The organism is Roseovarius atlanticus (assembly GCF_001441615.1).
Taxonomy (GTDB): domain Bacteria; phylum Pseudomonadota; class Alphaproteobacteria; order Rhodobacterales; family Rhodobacteraceae; genus Roseovarius; species Roseovarius atlanticus.
Genome location: NZ_LAXJ01000003.1, coordinates 316,785 through 334,704, shown reverse-complemented (window position 1 = coordinate 334,704; position 17,920 = coordinate 316,785). Strand labels below are relative to the sequence as shown.

Annotated in this window: 17 protein-coding genes; 7 read left to right on the top strand and 10 right to left on the bottom strand. The window is 65.5% G+C overall.

The features are described from left to right. Positions 1–104: 104 nt before the first annotated feature. Both XM53_RS05025 and XM53_RS05020 read left to right on the top strand, forming a co-directional pair. The gene (locus tag XM53_RS05025; RefSeq protein ID WP_057790901.1) at positions 105–482 is read left to right on the top strand and encodes a rhodanese-like domain-containing protein; all 378 of its coding nucleotides are present in this window, start codon (positions 105–107) and stop codon (positions 480–482) included. 99 nt (positions 483–581) lie between these two features. Further along, a complete protein-coding gene (locus XM53_RS05020) occupies positions 582–1,262 on the top strand; it encodes a hypothetical protein (protein WP_057790899.1) in 681 nt (226 codons plus the stop codon). Positions 1,263–1,272: 10 nt separating this feature from the next. On the opposite strand, the gene XM53_RS05015 is transcribed toward XM53_RS05020, so the two are convergent. Further along, entirely contained in the window at positions 1,273–2,307 is a 1,035-nt protein-coding gene (locus XM53_RS05015; protein ID WP_057790897.1) for a succinylglutamate desuccinylase/aspartoacylase family protein, read from the bottom strand. Positions 2,308–2,446: 139 nt separating this feature from the next. Between XM53_RS05015 and XM53_RS05010 the strand changes: the two genes are divergently transcribed. Continuing rightward, positions 2,447–3,253, top strand: a complete 807-nt coding sequence (locus XM53_RS05010; protein ID WP_057790895.1) for a GNAT family N-acetyltransferase — start codon at positions 2,447–2,449, stop codon at positions 3,251–3,253. Positions 3,254–3,403: 150 nt separating this feature from the next. On the opposite strand, the gene XM53_RS05005 is transcribed toward XM53_RS05010, so the two are convergent. Next, positions 3,404–4,057: a peroxiredoxin gene (locus XM53_RS05005; RefSeq protein WP_057790893.1), complete on the bottom strand. Its 654-nt coding sequence runs from the start codon at positions 4,055–4,057 to the stop codon at positions 3,404–3,406. Positions 4,058–4,208: 151 nt separating this feature from the next. Here XM53_RS05005 and XM53_RS05000 point away from each other — a divergent pair, with 151 nt between their 5' ends. The 4 genes from XM53_RS05000 to XM53_RS04985 are packed head-to-tail and all read left to right on the top strand — an operon-like array spanning position 4,209 to position 8,397. Beyond that, complete coding sequence (locus tag XM53_RS05000; protein ID WP_057790891.1) at positions 4,209–5,651, top strand: aldehyde dehydrogenase family protein; 1,443 nt, start codon at positions 4,209–4,211, stop codon at positions 5,649–5,651. A gap of 5 nt (positions 5,652–5,656) precedes the next feature. Continuing rightward, positions 5,657–6,436, top strand: a complete 780-nt coding sequence (locus XM53_RS04995) for a glycosyltransferase family 25 protein (protein WP_057790889.1) — start codon at positions 5,657–5,659, stop codon at positions 6,434–6,436. Next, a complete protein-coding gene (locus XM53_RS04990) occupies positions 6,436–7,296 on the top strand; it encodes an alpha-1,2-fucosyltransferase (protein WP_057790887.1) in 861 nt (286 codons plus the stop codon). Before XM53_RS04995 ends, XM53_RS04990 begins: the two co-directional genes overlap by 1 nt. A 54-nt stretch (positions 7,297–7,350) precedes the next feature. Beyond that, positions 7,351–8,397, top strand: coding sequence for a phosphotransferase (locus XM53_RS04985; RefSeq protein WP_057790885.1), 1,047 nt, complete (start codon positions 7,351–7,353; stop codon positions 8,395–8,397). A 58-nt stretch (positions 8,398–8,455) separates the two neighbouring features. On the opposite strand, the gene XM53_RS04980 is transcribed toward XM53_RS04985, so the two are convergent. From XM53_RS04980 to XM53_RS04945, 8 genes are read right to left on the bottom strand one after another with little or no spacing between them, the layout of a single operon-like run. Further along, the gene (locus XM53_RS04980) at positions 8,456–9,100 is read right to left on the bottom strand and encodes a pseudouridine synthase (RefSeq protein ID WP_057791276.1); all 645 of its coding nucleotides are present in this window, start codon (positions 9,098–9,100) and stop codon (positions 8,456–8,458) included. Between the two features lie 59 nt (positions 9,101–9,159). After that, positions 9,160–11,610, bottom strand: coding sequence for a GcvT family protein (locus XM53_RS04975; protein WP_057790883.1), 2,451 nt, complete (start codon positions 11,608–11,610; stop codon positions 9,160–9,162). Next, on the bottom strand, positions 11,603–12,277 hold the full coding sequence (locus XM53_RS04970; RefSeq protein ID WP_057790880.1) for a hypothetical protein: 675 nt from the start codon (positions 12,275–12,277) through the stop codon (positions 11,603–11,605). The genes XM53_RS04975 and XM53_RS04970 overlap by 8 nt, the downstream gene beginning before the upstream one ends. Further along, positions 12,274–13,173, bottom strand: coding sequence for a homocysteine S-methyltransferase family protein (locus XM53_RS04965; protein WP_057790878.1), 900 nt, complete (start codon positions 13,171–13,173; stop codon positions 12,274–12,276). Before XM53_RS04965 ends, XM53_RS04970 begins: the two co-directional genes overlap by 4 nt. Positions 13,174–13,195: 22 nt before the next feature. Next, entirely contained in the window at positions 13,196–14,266 is a 1,071-nt protein-coding gene (locus tag XM53_RS04960; RefSeq protein ID WP_082630747.1) for an alcohol dehydrogenase family protein, read from the bottom strand. Next, the gene (locus XM53_RS04955; RefSeq protein ID WP_057790876.1) at positions 14,263–14,889 is read right to left on the bottom strand and encodes a LysE family translocator; all 627 of its coding nucleotides are present in this window, start codon (positions 14,887–14,889) and stop codon (positions 14,263–14,265) included. The genes XM53_RS04960 and XM53_RS04955 overlap by 4 nt, the downstream gene beginning before the upstream one ends. Beyond that, positions 14,886–15,443: a hypothetical protein gene (locus XM53_RS04950; protein ID WP_057790875.1), complete on the bottom strand. Its 558-nt coding sequence runs from the start codon at positions 15,441–15,443 to the stop codon at positions 14,886–14,888. Before XM53_RS04950 ends, XM53_RS04955 begins: the two co-directional genes overlap by 4 nt. A gap of 4 nt (positions 15,444–15,447) precedes the next feature. Then, positions 15,448–17,892, bottom strand: coding sequence for a GcvT family protein (locus XM53_RS04945; protein WP_057791272.1), 2,445 nt, complete (start codon positions 17,890–17,892; stop codon positions 15,448–15,450). Positions 17,893–17,920: the final 28 nt, after the last annotated feature.

The window sequence follows — 17,920 nt, the reverse complement described above, 5'->3', positions numbered from 1 at the left end:
CGATCCGGCGTGTCCCGCCGCGCACGATATCGGACCGCTCTGGAAACCCATGTCGCAACGCCATAGTTTCTCCCCCGAATGCCAAGCGCAGGAAAGGCCATCCCATGAAAACCGAAACCATCGGCACTGCCAACTTCGAGACCTGGACCACCGAAGAAGTGGCCGACGCTTTCGCCGCGAACAAGATCGTCCTGATCGACGTCCGCACCATCCCCGAATACGCCTTCCAGCATATCGAGGGCGCGCTGCTCTTGCCCATGCCGTTCTTCGACGCGCATAAACTGCCCGGCCAGTCCGACAAGCGCATCGTTTTACATTGCGGCTCCGGCGTCCGGTCCGAAAAGATGGCCCGTGCCTGCATCGAGGCCGGCATTGACCGCATCGCCCATATGGAGGGCGGCTTCGGTGCCTGGAAAGAGGCCGGCAAACCCTATATCGGCACCTCCATGAGCACAGGCGGGCCTGAGCGCGTCAACGCCTGATCCGCGCGGGTCTCCGCCACGCGAAAAGGCTTTGCGCTTGATGCGCCTCCGCGCCTCGCATATCTCCGCGCCAAATCTTTCGCGAGAGGCACGCGCCCCATGACCCTTTCCACGATCCGGACAATCGACAAAATTCTGCTCGGCGTCATCGTCGCCGTGCTGGTCCTCACGGTTGGCATCTATTTCTACAGCACCGACTTCTTCTCGCTGACCTATGCGCGCGAAGACGGCTATGTCGAGTACGGCACCGCGATCTTCCTCTTCGTGGCCAGCCTCGTCCTCATGATGAACGCACGGTCGCTAAAGGCACGCGGCGCCAGTCTCGCCCTCGCCTGCACCCTCTTCTACGCCCTCCTGTTCTTCTTCGCCGCGGGCGAGGAAATTTCCTGGGGCCAGCGCATCTTCGGGTGGGAAACCGGCGAGACGTTCCAGGAGATCAACAAGCAGCAGGAAACCAACCTGCACAACCTGATCGTGCCCACGCCCTGGGGCGATTTCCACCTGGCCAAGACGCTCTTCGGCCCGATCCTGACGCTGATCCTGCTGATCTACCTCGCCGTCCTGCCCCTGCTCTACCCGCGCGTCGGCTGGATCAAACGCACGCTCGACCGCATCGCGGCCCCGGTCCCCGGCACCCGTCACGCGGTCCTGGCCGTCGCCGCCAGCCTCGTGATCGCCGCCATCGACGTCTCGCGCAAATGGGAGGTCTACGAGCTGGTGTTCAGCCTGCTGGCCACCTCGATCTTCCTGCTGCCGCAGAACCGCGAGCACACGACCTGAGTCCACCAACTCAGATGATCTCGTCCTCGTCGTAAAGCGGGGCGGCGTCCATGTACGCCGCCGCGCCCTCCGCGGCATGTTCCGCCCTTGGCGTCGCGGCAATGTGAAACAGCGCCTCGCCCTCGTATACGGCAGGCATGTTTGACCGCCCGATCACGATGCCCATCTCCTCGCAGATCACCTCCCGGTCGGTCTGGCCCATGGGGTCGCTGACAGCACCCAGCACCGTGCCCGGCTCCACCGCGTCGCCGATTGCCTTGTACCCGCGAAAGACCCCGCCCACCGGCGCCCGGTACCAGTGCGACGTGTTCGCCACCACCGGCACGCTGCGCCGCTTCGGCACACCCTTGGCCCCGATCATGCCCAACCGCCGCATCACCCGCAGACAGCCGCTCACCCCGGCCCGCACCGCCAACTCGTCGAACCGCAGTGCCTCGCCGCCTTCGTACAGCAGGACATCCACGCCCTCATCCTCGGCGGCCAGCCGCAGGCTGCCTTCGCGCAGCTTCGAGGTCATCATCACCGGCGCGCCGAACGCCTCGCCCAGCGATTTCAGCCGCTCGTTGCCCGGCGTCAGCCGAATCTGCGGCAGGTTCGTGCGGTGAATCGCCGCCGAATGCAGGTCGATCCCCACATCCGCGCGCCGCACCACCTCCTCCATGAAGATATGCGCCAGCCGCGAGGCCATGCTGCCTTCCGCGCCGCCCGGGAAACACCGGTTCAGGTCGCGCCGATCGGGCAGATACCGCGAATGGTTGTGAAACCCGAAGCCGTTGACGATCGGCACCGCCAGCAGCGTGCCCGCCATTCCCTTCAGGGGCGCGGCCCGCAACAGCCGTCGCACGATCTCGACCCCGATCACCTCGTCGCCATGGATCGCCGCAGACACGAACAACACCGGCCCGGGCCGCCGCCCGTGAATGACATGCACGGCCAGGCTCACCGGCGTATGGTCCGACAATGTGCTCACTGGCACGTCCACCGTCTCACGCGCGCCGGCCTTCACCACCTGACCGCCGATTTCGAAAGGGTCTCGTTTCGTCATGACGGGTTATGTCGCGCAAAAACAGCGCCCTGTCCATAACCGACAGGCCAGGCATCCGCCGCCGCGCCAAGCGCGCGGGCGATACCGATCTGCCACTTTTGTGCTAAAGTGATCACGGGCGAGTTACGAAGGGGACCACATGACCGGCACCATGAATGGCCTTTACGGCAGCGCCGCCCAACAAAAGCTGCAGGCGGCGACACTGGCGGCAGCGGACACGCTGCGCGACACACCCGGCGCGGTTTTTGCCGCCCGCATGGCCGGCACGGACGACCCCGACCGGTTCGGCTGGGACAGGATCGAGCAAATCCTGCACGACCAGGGTGCGATCACCTTTCGCATGACCCCGACGGAAGACTGCCCTGAAATCGAGCGCCGCCTGGCCGAGATCGGCTGCACCATAAGCTGGTGGGACGTGTTCGACGGCCCGCGCGACGGTATCCGGGCCGCCTGCGACGACGCGCTCGGTCAGGCGCGCGACGATCTGGTGCCGGCCGCGCCATCCGGTCCCGACGATCTTGCGTTCTTCGAAAAGGTGCAGGATTTCATCGCCCGCTGCGGCATCGCGCCCTACCCGGCGCAGGTGCTCTCGGGTCAGACGGGACCTGCCGCGCTCGCCGTGCTCACCGACCCGGCAGACGGCGCCATCGCTGCCACCGCCTTTGCCTACTTTCCCTACAACGCCCATGGCCCGCATCACGCCACCGCCTGGACCGGGCTCGTGGCGGTGCACGAGGATCAGCGCAAACGCGGCATCGGCGTCCGGGTCAATGCCCTTGCCCTGCGCGCGGCGGTGGACGATCTCGGCGCCGAGCGGGTGCAGCAATTCGCGCGCACCACCAACCTTGCCTCCTGCCGGATGATCGAACGCTGCGGCCTGCGCCTGCGCCGCGACGTGCGCTCGGGCATCGCCCAGCCCGACGGGGCGCAAAGCTTTACGCGCTGACCGGAATGACCGCCCGACAGGCCCCTCTTCCTCTGGCCGTAAATATCCCGGGGAGGAGGTCGAAACCCCGGTTTCGACCGGAGGGGCAGCGCCCCTCCGACCCAATATCCTGCGCGGCGCAACCGCACATTTTAATAGCGCCCGACCGGATCAGCCCGGCAGTTTCGCCATCCGCAGGTAGGGCAGCACGGTGTTGAACTCACCGAACTTGGCCTTCGCGTCCTCGTCGCTGACCGAGGTGGGGATCACCACGTCCTGCCCCACGGTCCAGTCGGCGGGCGTCGCCACACCCTGCCCGGCGCTGGTCTGCAACGCGTCGAGCGCGCGCAGCACCTCGCCAAAGTTGCGCCCCACGGTCATCGGGTAGGTCATGGTCAGCTTCAGCTGCTTGTCCGGCCCGATGATGAAGACCGAACGCACCGTGGCGCTGTCGGCGGGTGTGCGGCCGTCAGGCAGATAGGCCTCGGCAGGCAGCATGTCGAAGGCCTTGGACACTTCCAGGCCATCATCGGCGATGATCGGAAAGCCCGGCTTGGCGCCACCGGCGGTCTCGATGTCGCCCTTCCATTTCTTGTGGTCCTCCACGCCGTCAACGCTGACGCCGATCACCTTGGTGCCGCGTTTTTCCCACTCGTCGGCCAGCCGCGCGACGGCGCCGAACTCGGTGGTGCACACCGGCGTGAAATCCTTGGGATGCGAGAACAGGATCGCCCAGCTGTCGCCGATCCAGTCATGCAGGCTGAATTCGCCCTGGTCAGTGTTTACTTTCAGGTCGGGAATGGTGTCGTTGATCCGCAGTGCCATCAGGCATCTCCTTCGTGTTGAAAATCTAACCTCTGGCCTCAACATAAGAAGGCGACGGTGAAAACAACACCCACCTCTTGCGGCGTCCCGCCCCCTATGGTCATCTGCGCGGCAAATGCCAGGCGGACGGCCCGGTACGAAAGGAAAAGCAATGATCGAGAAGAAACAGTTCTACATCGACGGGGCCTGGGTCGACCCGATTGCGGGCACCGACCACCAGGTCATCGACCCCTCGACCGAAGACCCCTGCGCGGTGATCTCGCTGGCCGGTGAGGCCGATTGCGACGCCGCCGTCGCCGCCGCCAAAGCCGCCTTTCCCGGCTGGATGGCAACCCCCGTGGCCGAGCGCATGGCCCTGGTCGAGAAACTGCGCGAGATCTACAAATCCCGCGCCGAGGACATGGCCAAGGCCATCAGCATGGAAATGGGCGCCCCCATCGACCTTGCCCGCGCCCAACAGGTCGGCGCCGGCTCGTCCCACATGGACGCCATCCTCAAGGCCGCGTCGGAATTCGACTGGATCGAACCTCTGGGCGACCACGCCCCCAATGACCGTATCATTCACGAGGCGGTGGGCGTGGTCACCATGATCACGCCCTGGAACTGGCCGATGAACCAGATCTCGCTCAAGGTCATCGCGGGTCTTCTGGCTGGCTGCACAATGATCCTCAAACCGTCCGAGGAATCGCCCCTCTCGGCCCTGCTCTTCGCCGAGATGATCGACGAGGCAGGCTTTCCGAAGGGCGTCTTCAACCTCGTCAACGGCGACGGCGCGGGCGCGGGCACGGCGCTCACCGGCCACCCGGACGTCGACATGGTGTCCTTCACCGGCTCCTCGCGCGCCGGCAAACTCATCTCCAAGAACGCCGCCGACACGCTCAAGCGCGTTTCGCTGGAGCTTGGCGGCAAGGGCGCCAACCTCATCTTTGCCGATGCCGATGAAAAGGCCGTCAAGCGCGGCGTCCTGCACTGCATGAACAACACCGGCCAGTCCTGTAACGCGCCGACCCGGATGCTGGTGCAGCGCGACATCTACGACCAAGCGGTCGAGACCGCCGCCGAGACGGCGGGCAAGGTCACCGTCGGCCCCGCGTCTGACGAAGGCCGCCACATGGGCCCCGTGGTGAACGAGACCCAGTTCAACAAGATCCAGGACCTGATCCAGAAAGGCATCGACGAAGGCGCGCGCCTTGTCACCGGAGGCACCGGCCGCCCCGACGGTCTCAATCGCGGCTTTTTCGTCAAGCCGACGATCTTCGCTGATGTGAACAACGACATGACCATCGCGCGCGAGGAAATCTTCGGCCCGGTCCTGTCCATCATCCCCTTTGAAACCGAAGAGGACGGCATCCGGATCGCAAATGACACGCCCTACGGCCTGACGAACTACGTCCAGACGCAAGATCCGGCCCGCGCCAATCGCTGCGCCCGCGCCCTGCGCTCGGGCATGGTGGAAATGAACGGCCAAAGCCGGGGCCTCGGCTCGCCCTTCGGCGGCATGAAACAGTCCGGCAACGGGCGCGAAGGCGGCAGATGGGGGCTCGAGGACTTCCTCGAGGTCAAGGCCGTCTCCGGCTGGACCGAAGGCGCCTGACGACGATGGAGGTCCACGTCTTCGTGTTGCATCTCGTCCGGGCCTCGGCCCGGCGAGACAACGCGCAGGCGCTTTTGGCCGACGCCCGCGAAATCGGCGGCACGAAAGGCGAAATCTGGCCTGCCGTCGATGGCTCCGCCATGTCCTCCACCGATTTGTCCGCCAGCGTCGGGGCCGCATTGTTCGACCCCGCCTATCCCTTCCCCCTCAAGGCGGGCGAGATCGGCTGCACACTGTCGCACCGCCAGATCTGGGCCGAGCTTCAGATGCGCGACGCGGACGCCGCCCTGATCCTCGAAGACGACGCCGAGATCGACCCCGACACATTTCATGCCGCTTTCAACCTCGCCCGTACCCATATCGGCAAGCTGGGCTATATCCAGTTCCAGACCCGCGCGCCCAAGGGTCCGTCGCACCTCGTCGACACCTCCGGCGATTGCCGCCTGGTGGTCCCGCAACAGGCCGGTCTGCGCACCACCGGCCAGATGGTCAGCCGCACCGCCGCCGCCCACCTTCTGGCGCTGTCCGACCCGTTCGACCGCCCCGTCGACACGCTCATCCAATCGCACTGGCACACCGGCCTACGCCCGGCCGTAATCTACCCTTCGGGCCTCGCCGATATCGGCGAGGACCTGGACGGCTCCACCATCCAGTCCGGTGACAAGCCCTGGACGGAAAAGCTCATGCGCGAGTTTCACCGCACCCGCTATCGCGCCGGTGTCGCGCGCCTGTCGCGCCACAGCACCGCCCCCACCGGGGGCGGCTTCGCGCAGGACAAGGGGTAATGACGACTGACCGCATCATCACCCGCCTCTTCGGCGGCGCCGGCAACCAGATGTTCCAGTATGCCGCCGCCCGGGCGCTGGCGGACAAGCTTTGCTGCGAGCTTCAGGTCGACAACCGCTACGTGGCGGGCTCCGCCGACCGCGGTGACTGCTTCGCGCATTACGCCAATGCCCGCTTCACCCGGCAAGGTCCCCTGCCGCCGGCCAAATCCGACGGCTGGCTGCGCTACGGCCTGTGGCGCGCCTTCGGCACGTCGCCCAGGATCTACCGGGAAAAGACTCTCGGCTTCGACCCCGCGTTTCTGGACCTGCCGCCCGATACCTACCTGCACGGCTACTGGCAATCCGAACGCTATTTCGCCGACATCGCCGACCGGATCCGCAACGACCTTACCTTCACCACCCCGCTCGACACTCCCAACGCCGACATGGCCGCCCGCATCATTGGGGCCGCCAATCCCGTCGCGCTTCACGTCCGGCGCGGCGACTACATCGCCACCGGCGCCTATGCCGCCATGACGCCCGACTATTATCGCAGCGCCGCCCGACACATCGCCGACACGACAGGCACCGCGCCCACCTGCTTCGTCTTCTCCAACGATCCTGCCTGGGCCCGCGACAACCTCGCGCTCGGTTTTGACACCGTGGTGGTCGACCTCAATGACGAGACCACCGGCCATTTCGACCTGCACCTGCAAACCCTCTGCGCCCATAACGTCATCGCCAATTCCACCTTCTCGTGGTGGGCCGCCTGGCTGAATCCCAATCCTGACAAGATCGTGGTGGCGCCCGAAACGTGGTTCACCGACCCCAAACTCTCCAACCCCGATCTCATCCCCGACCATTGGACACGCCTGTAGGGTGGGGTTCCACCCCACCTTCCCCCACACGGCGAAACCCACTACACACCCCACATGGAAATCACCCCCGATATCGCGCAAGCCGCCTTCGTGCCCGAGACCGTGCACAAGCGCGATATCTTCTCGGAAACCATTTCCGGCCATCTCAAAGGCCACCCCGACATCGCCGTCGTCCTGCGCAAGCTCGACACCGTCCCGCTCTACGCCCGCCCGCTCTCGCGCTGGCTCGCCGCCCGCGAAACCCGAGGCTTGCGCGCCGTGCAGGGGATCGAGGGCTGCCCAACGCTGCTCCGCGCCGACCATGTGGGCCTCCTGCGCAGCTGGACCCAAGGCACGCCGCTCCAACTGGCCAAGCCGTCCGACCCGGACTGGTACCGCGACGCCAAGCGCCTCCTGCGCGAAATGCGCCGCGCCGGCGTCACCCACAACGACATCGCCAAGCCCCAGAACTGGCTGATGACGCCCGAGGGCCGCGCCGCCGTCATCGACTTTCAGCTCGCCTCGGTCCACCCCCGGCGCGGCAAGCTCTTCCGCCTCAAGGCCCGCGAGGACCTGCGCCACCTGCTGAAACAGAAACGCGCCTATGCACCCGGCCTGCTCACGCCCTCCGAACATAAAATGCTGGCACAGAAATCCCTGCCCTCGCGCCTCTGGATGGCCACCGGCAAGCGGCTCTACAATTTCATCACGCGCCGCCTGATGAACTGGTCCGACGGCGAAGGCACCGAGGACCGGCTGGAACGTGACGGCCCCGCCCTGCGCAAGGCCCTGCTCGATCACCCGCAGATCACCGACATCGCCCTTTGCACCTTCGCCCTGCCCGCCAAGGGAGTCGGCCTCTACGCCTTTGTCGAAACCTCACTTAGCAACGCGGAAGTGACCAAACTGGCCCCCACGCCCAAACCCGAACACATCCAGACCGTTGCCGCGCTCCCCCGCCACCCCGACGGCACGCCCCGCCTCGATGCGCTCACCCTCATCGCCACCAATCGCCTCGACGAACTGGAGCAGCTAAAGGCCGACGATTCAGATCTCGCCGCCACGCTGAAACCCATCATCACGCAGCGCCTCAACCTCACCGACCGCGTGCTGCGCGCATAACGTTCACTGTTCTAAAAATACTCAAGACCAATGGCCCGATCCAAGCGCACCGCCCGCTTCAGAACGGCGCCTTCTGGCGAAACACCATCCCAGCCCCGCCATCCGGGTGCCGCAGCCGCAACTCCTCGGAATGCAGCATCAGGCGCTCATGTTCCAGCGCCGCGCCCTCGGCATAGAACGGATCGCCCAAAATCGGATGGCCCAAGGCCTGCATATGCACCCGCAGCTGGTGGCTGCGCCCAGTCTTCGGCATCAGCCGCATCCGGGTCTCGCCCTCGCCGTACCGCTGCACGCGCCAGTCCGTCACCGCCGCCTTGCCGGTCTCAAAGCACACCTTCTGCCGGGGCCGGTTCGGCCAGTCCACGATAAGCGGCAGATCCACCGTCCCCGTCCGCTCCCCGACCCGGCCCCAGACCCGCGCGGTGTAGATCTTCTTCACCTGCCGCTTTTCGAATTGCAGGCCCAGGTGCCGCTGCGCGTGGGGCGAGAGCGCAAACACCATCACGCCCGACGTGTCCCGATCCAGCCGATGCACCAGCAGCGCCATGGGAAACGCCTCCTGCACACGCGCCAGCAGGCAATCGGCCAGGTGTTCGACCTTGCCCGGCACGCTCAGCAGGCCGGATGGCTTGGCCACCACAAGGATCTCGTGATCCTCGTGCAGCACCTCAAGCGGGGTCATCGGCGGGTCGTACTCTGACATGGCCCGCCGCATACACCAGCCCCGCCCGCCACGCCAGCCTCCGGCCCCGCTTTGCCGGGTTAAACCTTCACGCGCTCCGATTTCGGGTCGTACATCGGCTTCAGCGACGCCTCGGCTTTCACCCGCGTCCCCGCCACGTCGATCTCGTAACTCGATGCCAGAACCTGCTCCGCACTCTCCCCTTCGCACGGCACATAGCCCATCCCGATCGCGCCGCCCAAATGATGACCATACGCCCCCGAACTGAGATAGCCCACGATCTCGCCATCGCGCAGCACCGGCTCGTTGTGATAGACCAACGGCTCGGGATCGGTCAGCCGGAATTGCACCAGCCGTTTCGCCAACCCCGCCTGCTTCTTGCGCAGAACCGCGTCGCGTCCTATGAAATCCAGCTTGCCCGTCTTCACGGCAAAGCCAAGCCCCGCCTCCAGCACATGATCCTCGCAGGTGATGTCATGCCCGAAATGCCGGAACCCTTTCTCGATCCGGCAGCTGTCCATCATGTGCATTCCGCAAAGCTTCAGCCCGTGATCCTGCCCCGCCTCGTACAGGGTCTCGAACGCGTGTCCTGCCATATCCGCGCTGACATAAATCTCCCAACCCAGCTCACCCACGTAGCTGACCCGATGAACACGGGCGAGGCCCATACCCAGCTCGATCTCCTGCGCCGTCCCGAACGGATTCCTCTCGTTGGAAAAGTCGTTCGGACTGACAGACTGCAAAACATCCCGCGCATCGGGCCCCATGACCGCCAGCACGCCTTCGCCTGCTGTGACATCGGTGATCACGACGTTGAACGCGCCCTTGTGCCGTTCCATCCACGTCTGGTCCGCCAGCCGCGTTGCGGCGGGCGTCACCACCAGGTACGCCGTCTCGCTCAGCCGCGTCACCGTCACGTCCGCCTCGATCCCGCCCTGGTCATTCAGGAACTGGGTATAGACGATCTTGCCATTCGGCACCGAATAGTCTCCGCCCCCGACATGGTTCAGAAACGCTTCCGCATCCGGCCCCTCGACCCGGATCTTGCCGAAACTCGACATGTCGTACATGCCCACCCCGGTGCGGATTGCGCGATGCTCGGCGGCCGCATTCTCGAACCAGTTCTGGCGCCCCCAGCCATAGCGATACTCCCGCTCCTGGCCGTCCGTCGCAAACCAGTTCGCCCGCTCCCAGCCGGCGATCTCTCCCATCACCGCACCCCGCTCCAGCAGGTGGTGATGGAAGGGCGAGCGTCGCACCCCCCGCGCCGTGCGCTTTTGCAGGTACGGAAAGTGATCGGCGTAAAGCAGCCCCAGCGTCTCCTTCGAGCGCTCGAACAGGTAATGCCTGTTCCCCTGAAACGGCTGCATCCGGGCGATATCTACGTCGCCCAGATCGAACGGCTTCCTGCCGCTGTCCATCCACTGGCTCAATGCGTGCCCCGCGCCCCCGGCGCTCTGAATCCCGATCGAGTTGAACCCGGCGGCCACCCACACATTGTCCATCTCCGGCGCCAGCCCCAGATGATACGCGTCATCCGGCGTGAAACTCTCCGGCCCGTTGAAAAACGTATGTATCCCCGCCTCCGCCAGCATCGGCATCCGGTTGACCGCCGCCTCAAGAATCGGCTCGAAATGGTCGAAATCCTCGGGCAGCTGATCGAACTCGAAACTGTCGGGAATGCCGTTCATCCCCCAAGGCTTGGCTTTCGGCTCGAACGCGCCCAGCAGGATTTTGCCCGCGTCTTCCTTGTAATAGGCGCATTCGTCCGGCACCCGCAGCACCGGCAATTGTCCCAGCCCGTCGATGCCCTCGGTCACGATATAGAAATGCTCGCACGCATGAAGCGGCACGTTCACGCCCGCCATGCGCCCCACCTCGTGGCCCCACATGCCCGCGCAGTTCACGATCATGTCGCAGGCGATATGCCCGGTCTCGCCGCCATTGTCAGTGGCCCAATCCACGCCCGTCACTCGGCGGCCATCCCGCGCAATCCCGGTGACCTTCACCCGCTCCTTCACCAGCGCTCCGTTCTGGCGCGCGCCCTTGGCCAGCGCCAGCGCGATATTGGCCGGATCCGCCTGCCCGTCCGTCGGTAGCCAGACACCCCCGGTCACGCCATCTAGGTTGATATGCTCGTATCTCTGCTTGATCTCCTCCGGCGACAATTCCTCGACCGGCACGCCAAAGGCCCGAGCCATGGCCGCCTGCCGGTTCAGTTCCTCGCGCCGCTCGGGCGTCAGCGCGACCGAGATCGACCCGCCCTGCCGCAGGCCCGTGGCAACGCCCGTCTCTTCCTCCAACCCGCGATAGAGCTCTGCCGAGTACCGCGCCAGCTTGGTCATGTTGGCACTGGCCCGCAACTGCCCGATCAGCCCCGCCGCGTGCCACGTCGTCCCGCTGGTCAGCTGCTTGCGCTCCAGCAGCACCACATCCTGCCAGCCCAGCTTGGCCAGGTGATACGCGACCGAACAGCCCACCACACCGCCGCCGACAATCACCACGCGGGCGCGTTTCGGAAGATCACTCATCCCCTGTCTCCTTGAACGAGGCGTAAAGATTTTGCCACTGGTTGGTCATCGGCCCCACCGTGCGCCACTCGACGTGCAAGCCATCGCGCTCGAAATGCCGGTCAAGCCAGTCCTCGACCGCCGCTGGCCACGACATCGAAAAGTTGCTTGCCCCGATCTCGAACAGCGGCAGATCGGCGTCGATCTCGCAGGCGCGTCCGAACTCGTCCTTCGCCTGCACCTGCACGCGGTATCGATCCGGCGGCACATGGCTCAGCGACAGCCTCAGCACTTCGGTCGACCCGTAAGACCCTTCCTGGATCGCCGCCGGCGCCTCCGGCACATCGGGGGTCCTGTCCCAATCGAAATCGACCGTCACACCGTCCAGCGCGCCCCGGTCACGGCTGGCCAGATCGGCCTCGCGGATCGTCAGCCATTCCGTCGTCAGCGCGGGCGCCAGCAGATAGACCATGTCCGCGTCGCCGCTCTCGTCCGGGATCTCCTGCGCGCGCGCCGCGATCATGATGTTCAGCTGGACGCCCTCGGCCTCCTGTTCGTTTTCGAACGTCTTCCACAGGACGAACTTCGCATGGCTCACCTCGAAATCCAGCCGCCCGAACTCTTTGGCCTCATAGCGGAAGCGCCCGCTTGCCGGGACCATGCCGGGGGCAAGCGTGGCGTCGGTCATACGATCTCGTGTCCCGCCGCCTGCAAGCATCGCGCGATCTCGGCAATATGCGCCGGCCCGATCTCGCAGCAGCCGCCGACGATCGTGGCCCCCTGCCCGACCCAGCCCATGACGTATTCGGCATAATCCAGCGGCCCCATGTCCTTGCGCTGCTCCAGCGCGTCGACCGTGGGCGCATCGCCCAGAAACCCTTCGCTGATCTCCGCGAACCCGTTGCCGTAGGCGCCGAACGGCACACCGAACCCCTTGATGACCTCCAATGCCGCCCCAATCGCCTCGGGGCGCGAACAGTTCACCAGCACCGCGTCCGGCAAATGCTTGGCCACGGTCTGCGCCAAGTCCGCCACCGGCTCGCCCGAGCGCAAGCGCGTGCCATCGTGATCGTCCACGCTCACCGCCAGCCACACCGGCAGGCCCTGCCCCGCGACAGCCCTCAGCGCCCCCTCGGCCTGGTCCACCGACGACATCGTCTCCAGCAGAAACAGGTCCACGTGGTCCTTCATCAAACCGACCGGCTCGGCATACATCTTCGCCGCTTCGGCGGCGGGCGGGCAGGTTTCGGGCTTGTAGGACTGCACCAGCGGGCCGATGGCCCCCGCCACCCGGCCCTTGCCGCCGCTCGCCGCCCGTGCCCGGCGCGCCGCCCTTACCGCCGTGTCGGTCAGTTGCCCGACCTTGTCCTCCAGCCCGATCCGCACCAGCCGGTCGCGCAGCACGGCGTAGGTGTTCGTGGTGGCCACCGTCGCGCCGACGTTGAAGTAGTCCAGGTGCACCTCGCCCACCAGCTTGGGATGGTCGATCATCACTTGCGTCGACCATAGCGGCGTCGCCCGGTCACCGGACCGTTTCACCAGCTCCTGCCCGATCGAGCCGTCCAACAGCGTAACCTGTGCCAAGTCTTTCCTCCCGCGCCCTTGTTCAGATGTCGATGCCGTCCGGGATCAGCACCAGCTTTCCGGCATGCCGCTTCGACATGAACTCTTCCTGCGCCCTGTCAATCTCCCGCATGGGAAAAGTTTTCGAGATCAGCGGTTTCACCGCCCCTTCCCGCACCATCTCGACCAGCCGGGCGAAGACCGCGCGCGGCTGAAACGTGCAGCCGTGGATCGTGATGTCCCGCAGGTAGATGCGCCGCAGATCCGCCTCCACCACCGGCCCGGCTATGGCCCCCGCCACCGCGTAATGCCCGCCCGGCCGCAGCGCGTCGATCAACGCGCCCCAGCCCGGCCCGGCCACCAGGTCGATCACCGCGTGGAAGGTATCGGCGGCCGGTACATCGTCCCGCCCGATCACCGCCACTGCGCCTGCATCGCGCACGCAATCGGCCTTGGGTGCCGACGAGACGCCGGTCACTTTCGCCCCAAGCGCCGTGGCCAGTTGTACCGCCGCCAACCCTACGCCACCGGATGCTCCGGTGATCAGCACGCTCTGTCCTTCCTGCACACCGGCCCGGTCCAGCAGCCCCGCCGCCGTGCCAAAGGCGCAGGGGATCGCCGCCAACTCCACGTCGCTCAAGGGCGCGTCGCTCACGTCGAACAGATCTCCCTCCGGCACCACGCAGTACTGCGCGAACGCGCCGTCATATTCCGAGCCCAGCGCCTCGAACCCCACCGGGTTGTCATCGGTCGGGCGCGGCTGATTGATCGGGCAGATCACCCGCATCCCCATCGTCACCGCGCTCACGCCGTCACCCAGCGCCACGACCTCACCGCACAGGTCCCCGCCCTGGATCAGCGGAAAGTCCAGCGCCCCGGACCAGCCGCCCGCTTCGACGTTGTCCTGCAAGTCGCCCGTCGCGCCTTTCACGTCGGACGAATACCAGCCTTCGCGCGTATTGATGTCGGTGTTGTTCACTCCCGCCGCCAGCACCCGCACCAGCGCCTCTCCCGGCCCGGGCCGGGGCACGGGAATATCCTCGCGCCATTCCAGCTTGTCCGGCCCGCCATGGCCGGTCAGGTAGACGCCCGACATGGTCTCGGGCAGGCTCATCGCGCCGCCCCCTTGTCCAGGTCCTTCAGCCCCAAGAGCACCGCCGCGCCCACCATCAGCGCGCCCGAGACACGGTTGATCCAAACCCCCGTCAGCGATTTCACACGCCCCAGGGTCCGCGTCGCGGCCCAGCCCCACAACAGCAGCACCAGACCGTCCACCACCAGGTAGGTCACGCCCAGCACCAAAAGTTGCGGCAGGATCGGCGCGCCCGCGTCGATGAATTGCGGAAAGAGCGCCCCGAAGAACACCACCGCATAGGGATTGGCCGACGAGGTCACGAACCCCTGCCGGAACAGCCGCCCCTTCGCCGCAGCCCCCGGTTTCTCGGCCCCGCCGCGCGACAGCATCAGCCGCAATCCGATCCAGAACAGATATGCCACGCCCGCCCATTTCACGACCCACAGCGCATCGGCATTCGCCGCGATCACCGCCGTCAGGCCAAAGGCCGCCAGCGTCATCTGCACCGCGTTGGCGCTCAGGTCGCCCGCAACCGTCGCCAGCGACCGGCGCAGCCCGTGCCGCAGGCTGTTGGAAATGATCAGCAACTGGCTCGTATCCGGCGGTGTCAGGAAAAACGCCGCCAACACGCCAAGATAGATCAGGTAGGTCTCGATACTCATGGATCTGTCCCTTCCGGTTGCGCGATCACGCCACCCGCCCGCATCTCTGCCACGCTCACGTCAATGCCATTGGGAAACAACGCGCGTGCCAGATCCGCGCCCGGCTCCATCCCGGCTTCCACCGTAACCGACAGCAGGCGCAGCGCTAGGTCCACGCGAAACACGTGCCCGCTCTCACTCTGCCCTTCGGCTTCCACCGCAAAATCTCCCGTCGCATCACATCGCAGAGCGAGACCAAGACGAGCAAGGCTTTCGTGATCCCAGTAATAGAAGAACCCCTGGTCAAACTCAGGCACGCCGTCATAGACAACGGTGCGTCCACGCAACCCCGTGCGGTCGTCCGGCACGACGTGATCGCTCACCACCAGGCTCAGCCCCACCGGCGCGTCCCATCCGGGCGCGCCCCGGTCATCGGTCGTCAGGCCCGGCCGCGTGCTAAGCAGGTTCACATCCAGCAAAAGGCCTTTCTGCCGCCGCAGGGCAAGCCGCAATTCCGCGTTGTGCACTTCCATCGCGACGGGCGGCTTGTCGTTGAATGTAACCTGAAAGGTCATCGGCTCAGGCCCGCAGCCGCGCGTTCTCGGGGTCCCAAAGCGGCTGATCCGGCTGCACCACGGCGCGTCGCCGCTCGCCATAGATCTCCACCTCCAGCTCCGTGCCCGCATCAGCCATATCGCTCCGCAGCATCGCCAGCGCCACGCTGGCGTTCACGCGATATCCCCACGCACCGCTCGTCGTCTCACCCACGATCTCGTCCCCGTTCCAGATCGTCGACATATAGGGCGCATCCGCCTCCCCCGCGTCGATGATCAGCGGCGCAAAGGCTTTCTTGCGACCCTGCTGTTTCTCCGCCATCAATGCCGCCTTCCCGTTGAAATCCTGATCCTTGTCGAACTTCACGAACCGCTCAAGCCCGGCCTCCAGCATCGAGTAATCTGTGCTCAGGTCACCCTTCCACGCCCGATACCCTTTCTCGATCCGCAAGCTGTTCAGTGCATACATCCCGAAGGGCTTCGCCCCTGCCTCCAGAATGGCCTCGTAAATCGCCGGCATCTCCGCGTTCTCGGCATGAACTTCCCAGCCCAGCTCGCCGGTGAAACTCACCCGTATCAGGAACGCGGGCCGCCCTGCCACCGTGCAGTGCTGATGGCTCAGCCACCCGGCCTCCAGATCCGCATCACTGATCCCGGCCAGCACTTCACGGCTCTTCGGCCCCGCCACCAGCAGTGCCGATCGCTCGGTCGTCGTCTCCGTCACCGTCACACCGTCCGGCACGCTGTTCCGAATGAGATCGCCGTCATGCCACTGCGCCGTGGCCGCGGTGATCAGAACAAAGTCGTTCTCCGCCAGACGGATACAGGAAAACTCCGTCACGATCCGGCCTTTCGCGTTAGCGACATAAACCAGGTTCATCCGACCCACCTTGGGCAGCCCCCCGGACACGAAGCCGCGCAGCCAGTCGTCGGCCCCAGCGCCCTGCACCCGGAACCGCGAAAAGCCCGGCAGGTCCAACACGCCACAGGCATCGCGCACCGCCTCGCATTCTTCCTTGATGCGCTGCTCCCACGGTCCCTTGCGGTTCCACGTATGGGTGCTTTCCTCCGACGTGTCGTCATCCGGCTGCGCGAACCAGTTGGCCCGCTCCCAGCCATTATAGGCCCCCATCACGCCGCCCAGTTCCAGAACCTTCCCATGATTGGGCGACAGCTTCTTGTCGCGCCCCGCGGGCCATTCGTGCCACGGGAAATGCATGGCGTATTCGTTGCCGTAGACCTCCATGCCCTTGGCCACGCAGTAATCTTGATCGGTGTAATCGGTGTACCGCCTCGGATCGACGGCCCACATATCCCACTCGGGCGCACCGTCCACGATCCACTCGGCCAGCACCTTGCCCGCGCCGCCCCCCTGCGCGATCCCGAAGGTAAAGACACACGCCTCGAAGGCATTCTTCACCCCCGGCATCGGCCCCAGCAGGGGCAGCCCGTCCGGCGCATAGGGAATGGGCCCGTTGATGATCCGGCTGATCCCCGCCGTGGCCGCCACCGGCACACGCTCCATGGAATCCGCCACGATATCCTCGATCCGCTCCAGGTCATCCGACCACAGCTGGAAACTGAAATCCTCGGGCATCGGATCCGATGGCTCGACCCAATGCGCCCGGCAATTCGGTTCGTAAGGGCCGATGTTGAACCCATGCTTTTCCTGCCGGAAGTAATAGGACACATCGACGTCGCGCAAGAGCGGCAGCTTACGGCCCGTCTTCTTTGAATGCGCCTCGATCTCCGGGATCTCGTCGGTCAGAACGTATTGATGGCTCATCACCATCATCGGCACCGTGCGCCCGCCGCAAGGCTTGAACCACTCGCCGACCGTCTGGGCATAGTAGCCGGCGGCGTTCACCACGTAGTCGCAGGCGATATCGCCCTTGTCGGTGTGCACGATCCAGCCGTCGCCATCCTGCGTCACGCCCGTCGCCGGACAGAACCGCACGATCGTCGCCCCCATGTCCCGCGCTCCCTTGGCCAACGCCTGCGTCACCTGCGCGGGGTCGATATCGCCGTCGTTCGGGTCATAGAGCGCGCCCACGATGTCATGCGTCTCGATGAACGGATACCGCGCCTTGATCTCGTCAGGGGTCAGGATCTCAAGGTCCATCCCCTGGTGCTTGCCCATGCCCTTGGCCCGCTCGAACTCCTGCATCCGCTCCTTGGAATGCGCCAGCCGGATCGACCCGGTCTGGTGATAGTTCATCGGATAGTCGACCTCATCCCCCAGCCGGGCATAAAGCTCGGTCGAATACCGCTGCATGTTCATGATGCCCCAGCTGGTCGAGAAGGTCGGCACGTTTCCCGCCGCGTGCCAGGTGCTCCCGGCGGTCAGCTCGTTCTTTTCCAGCAGAGCGCAATCGCTCCAGCCTTTTTTCGCCAGGTGATACAGCACCGAGCACCCCACAACGCCCCCGCCGATGATGACCACTTTCGCCTTTGTCGGCAGATCAGCCATTTCCATCTCTCCCCGGTCGAAGGCCATC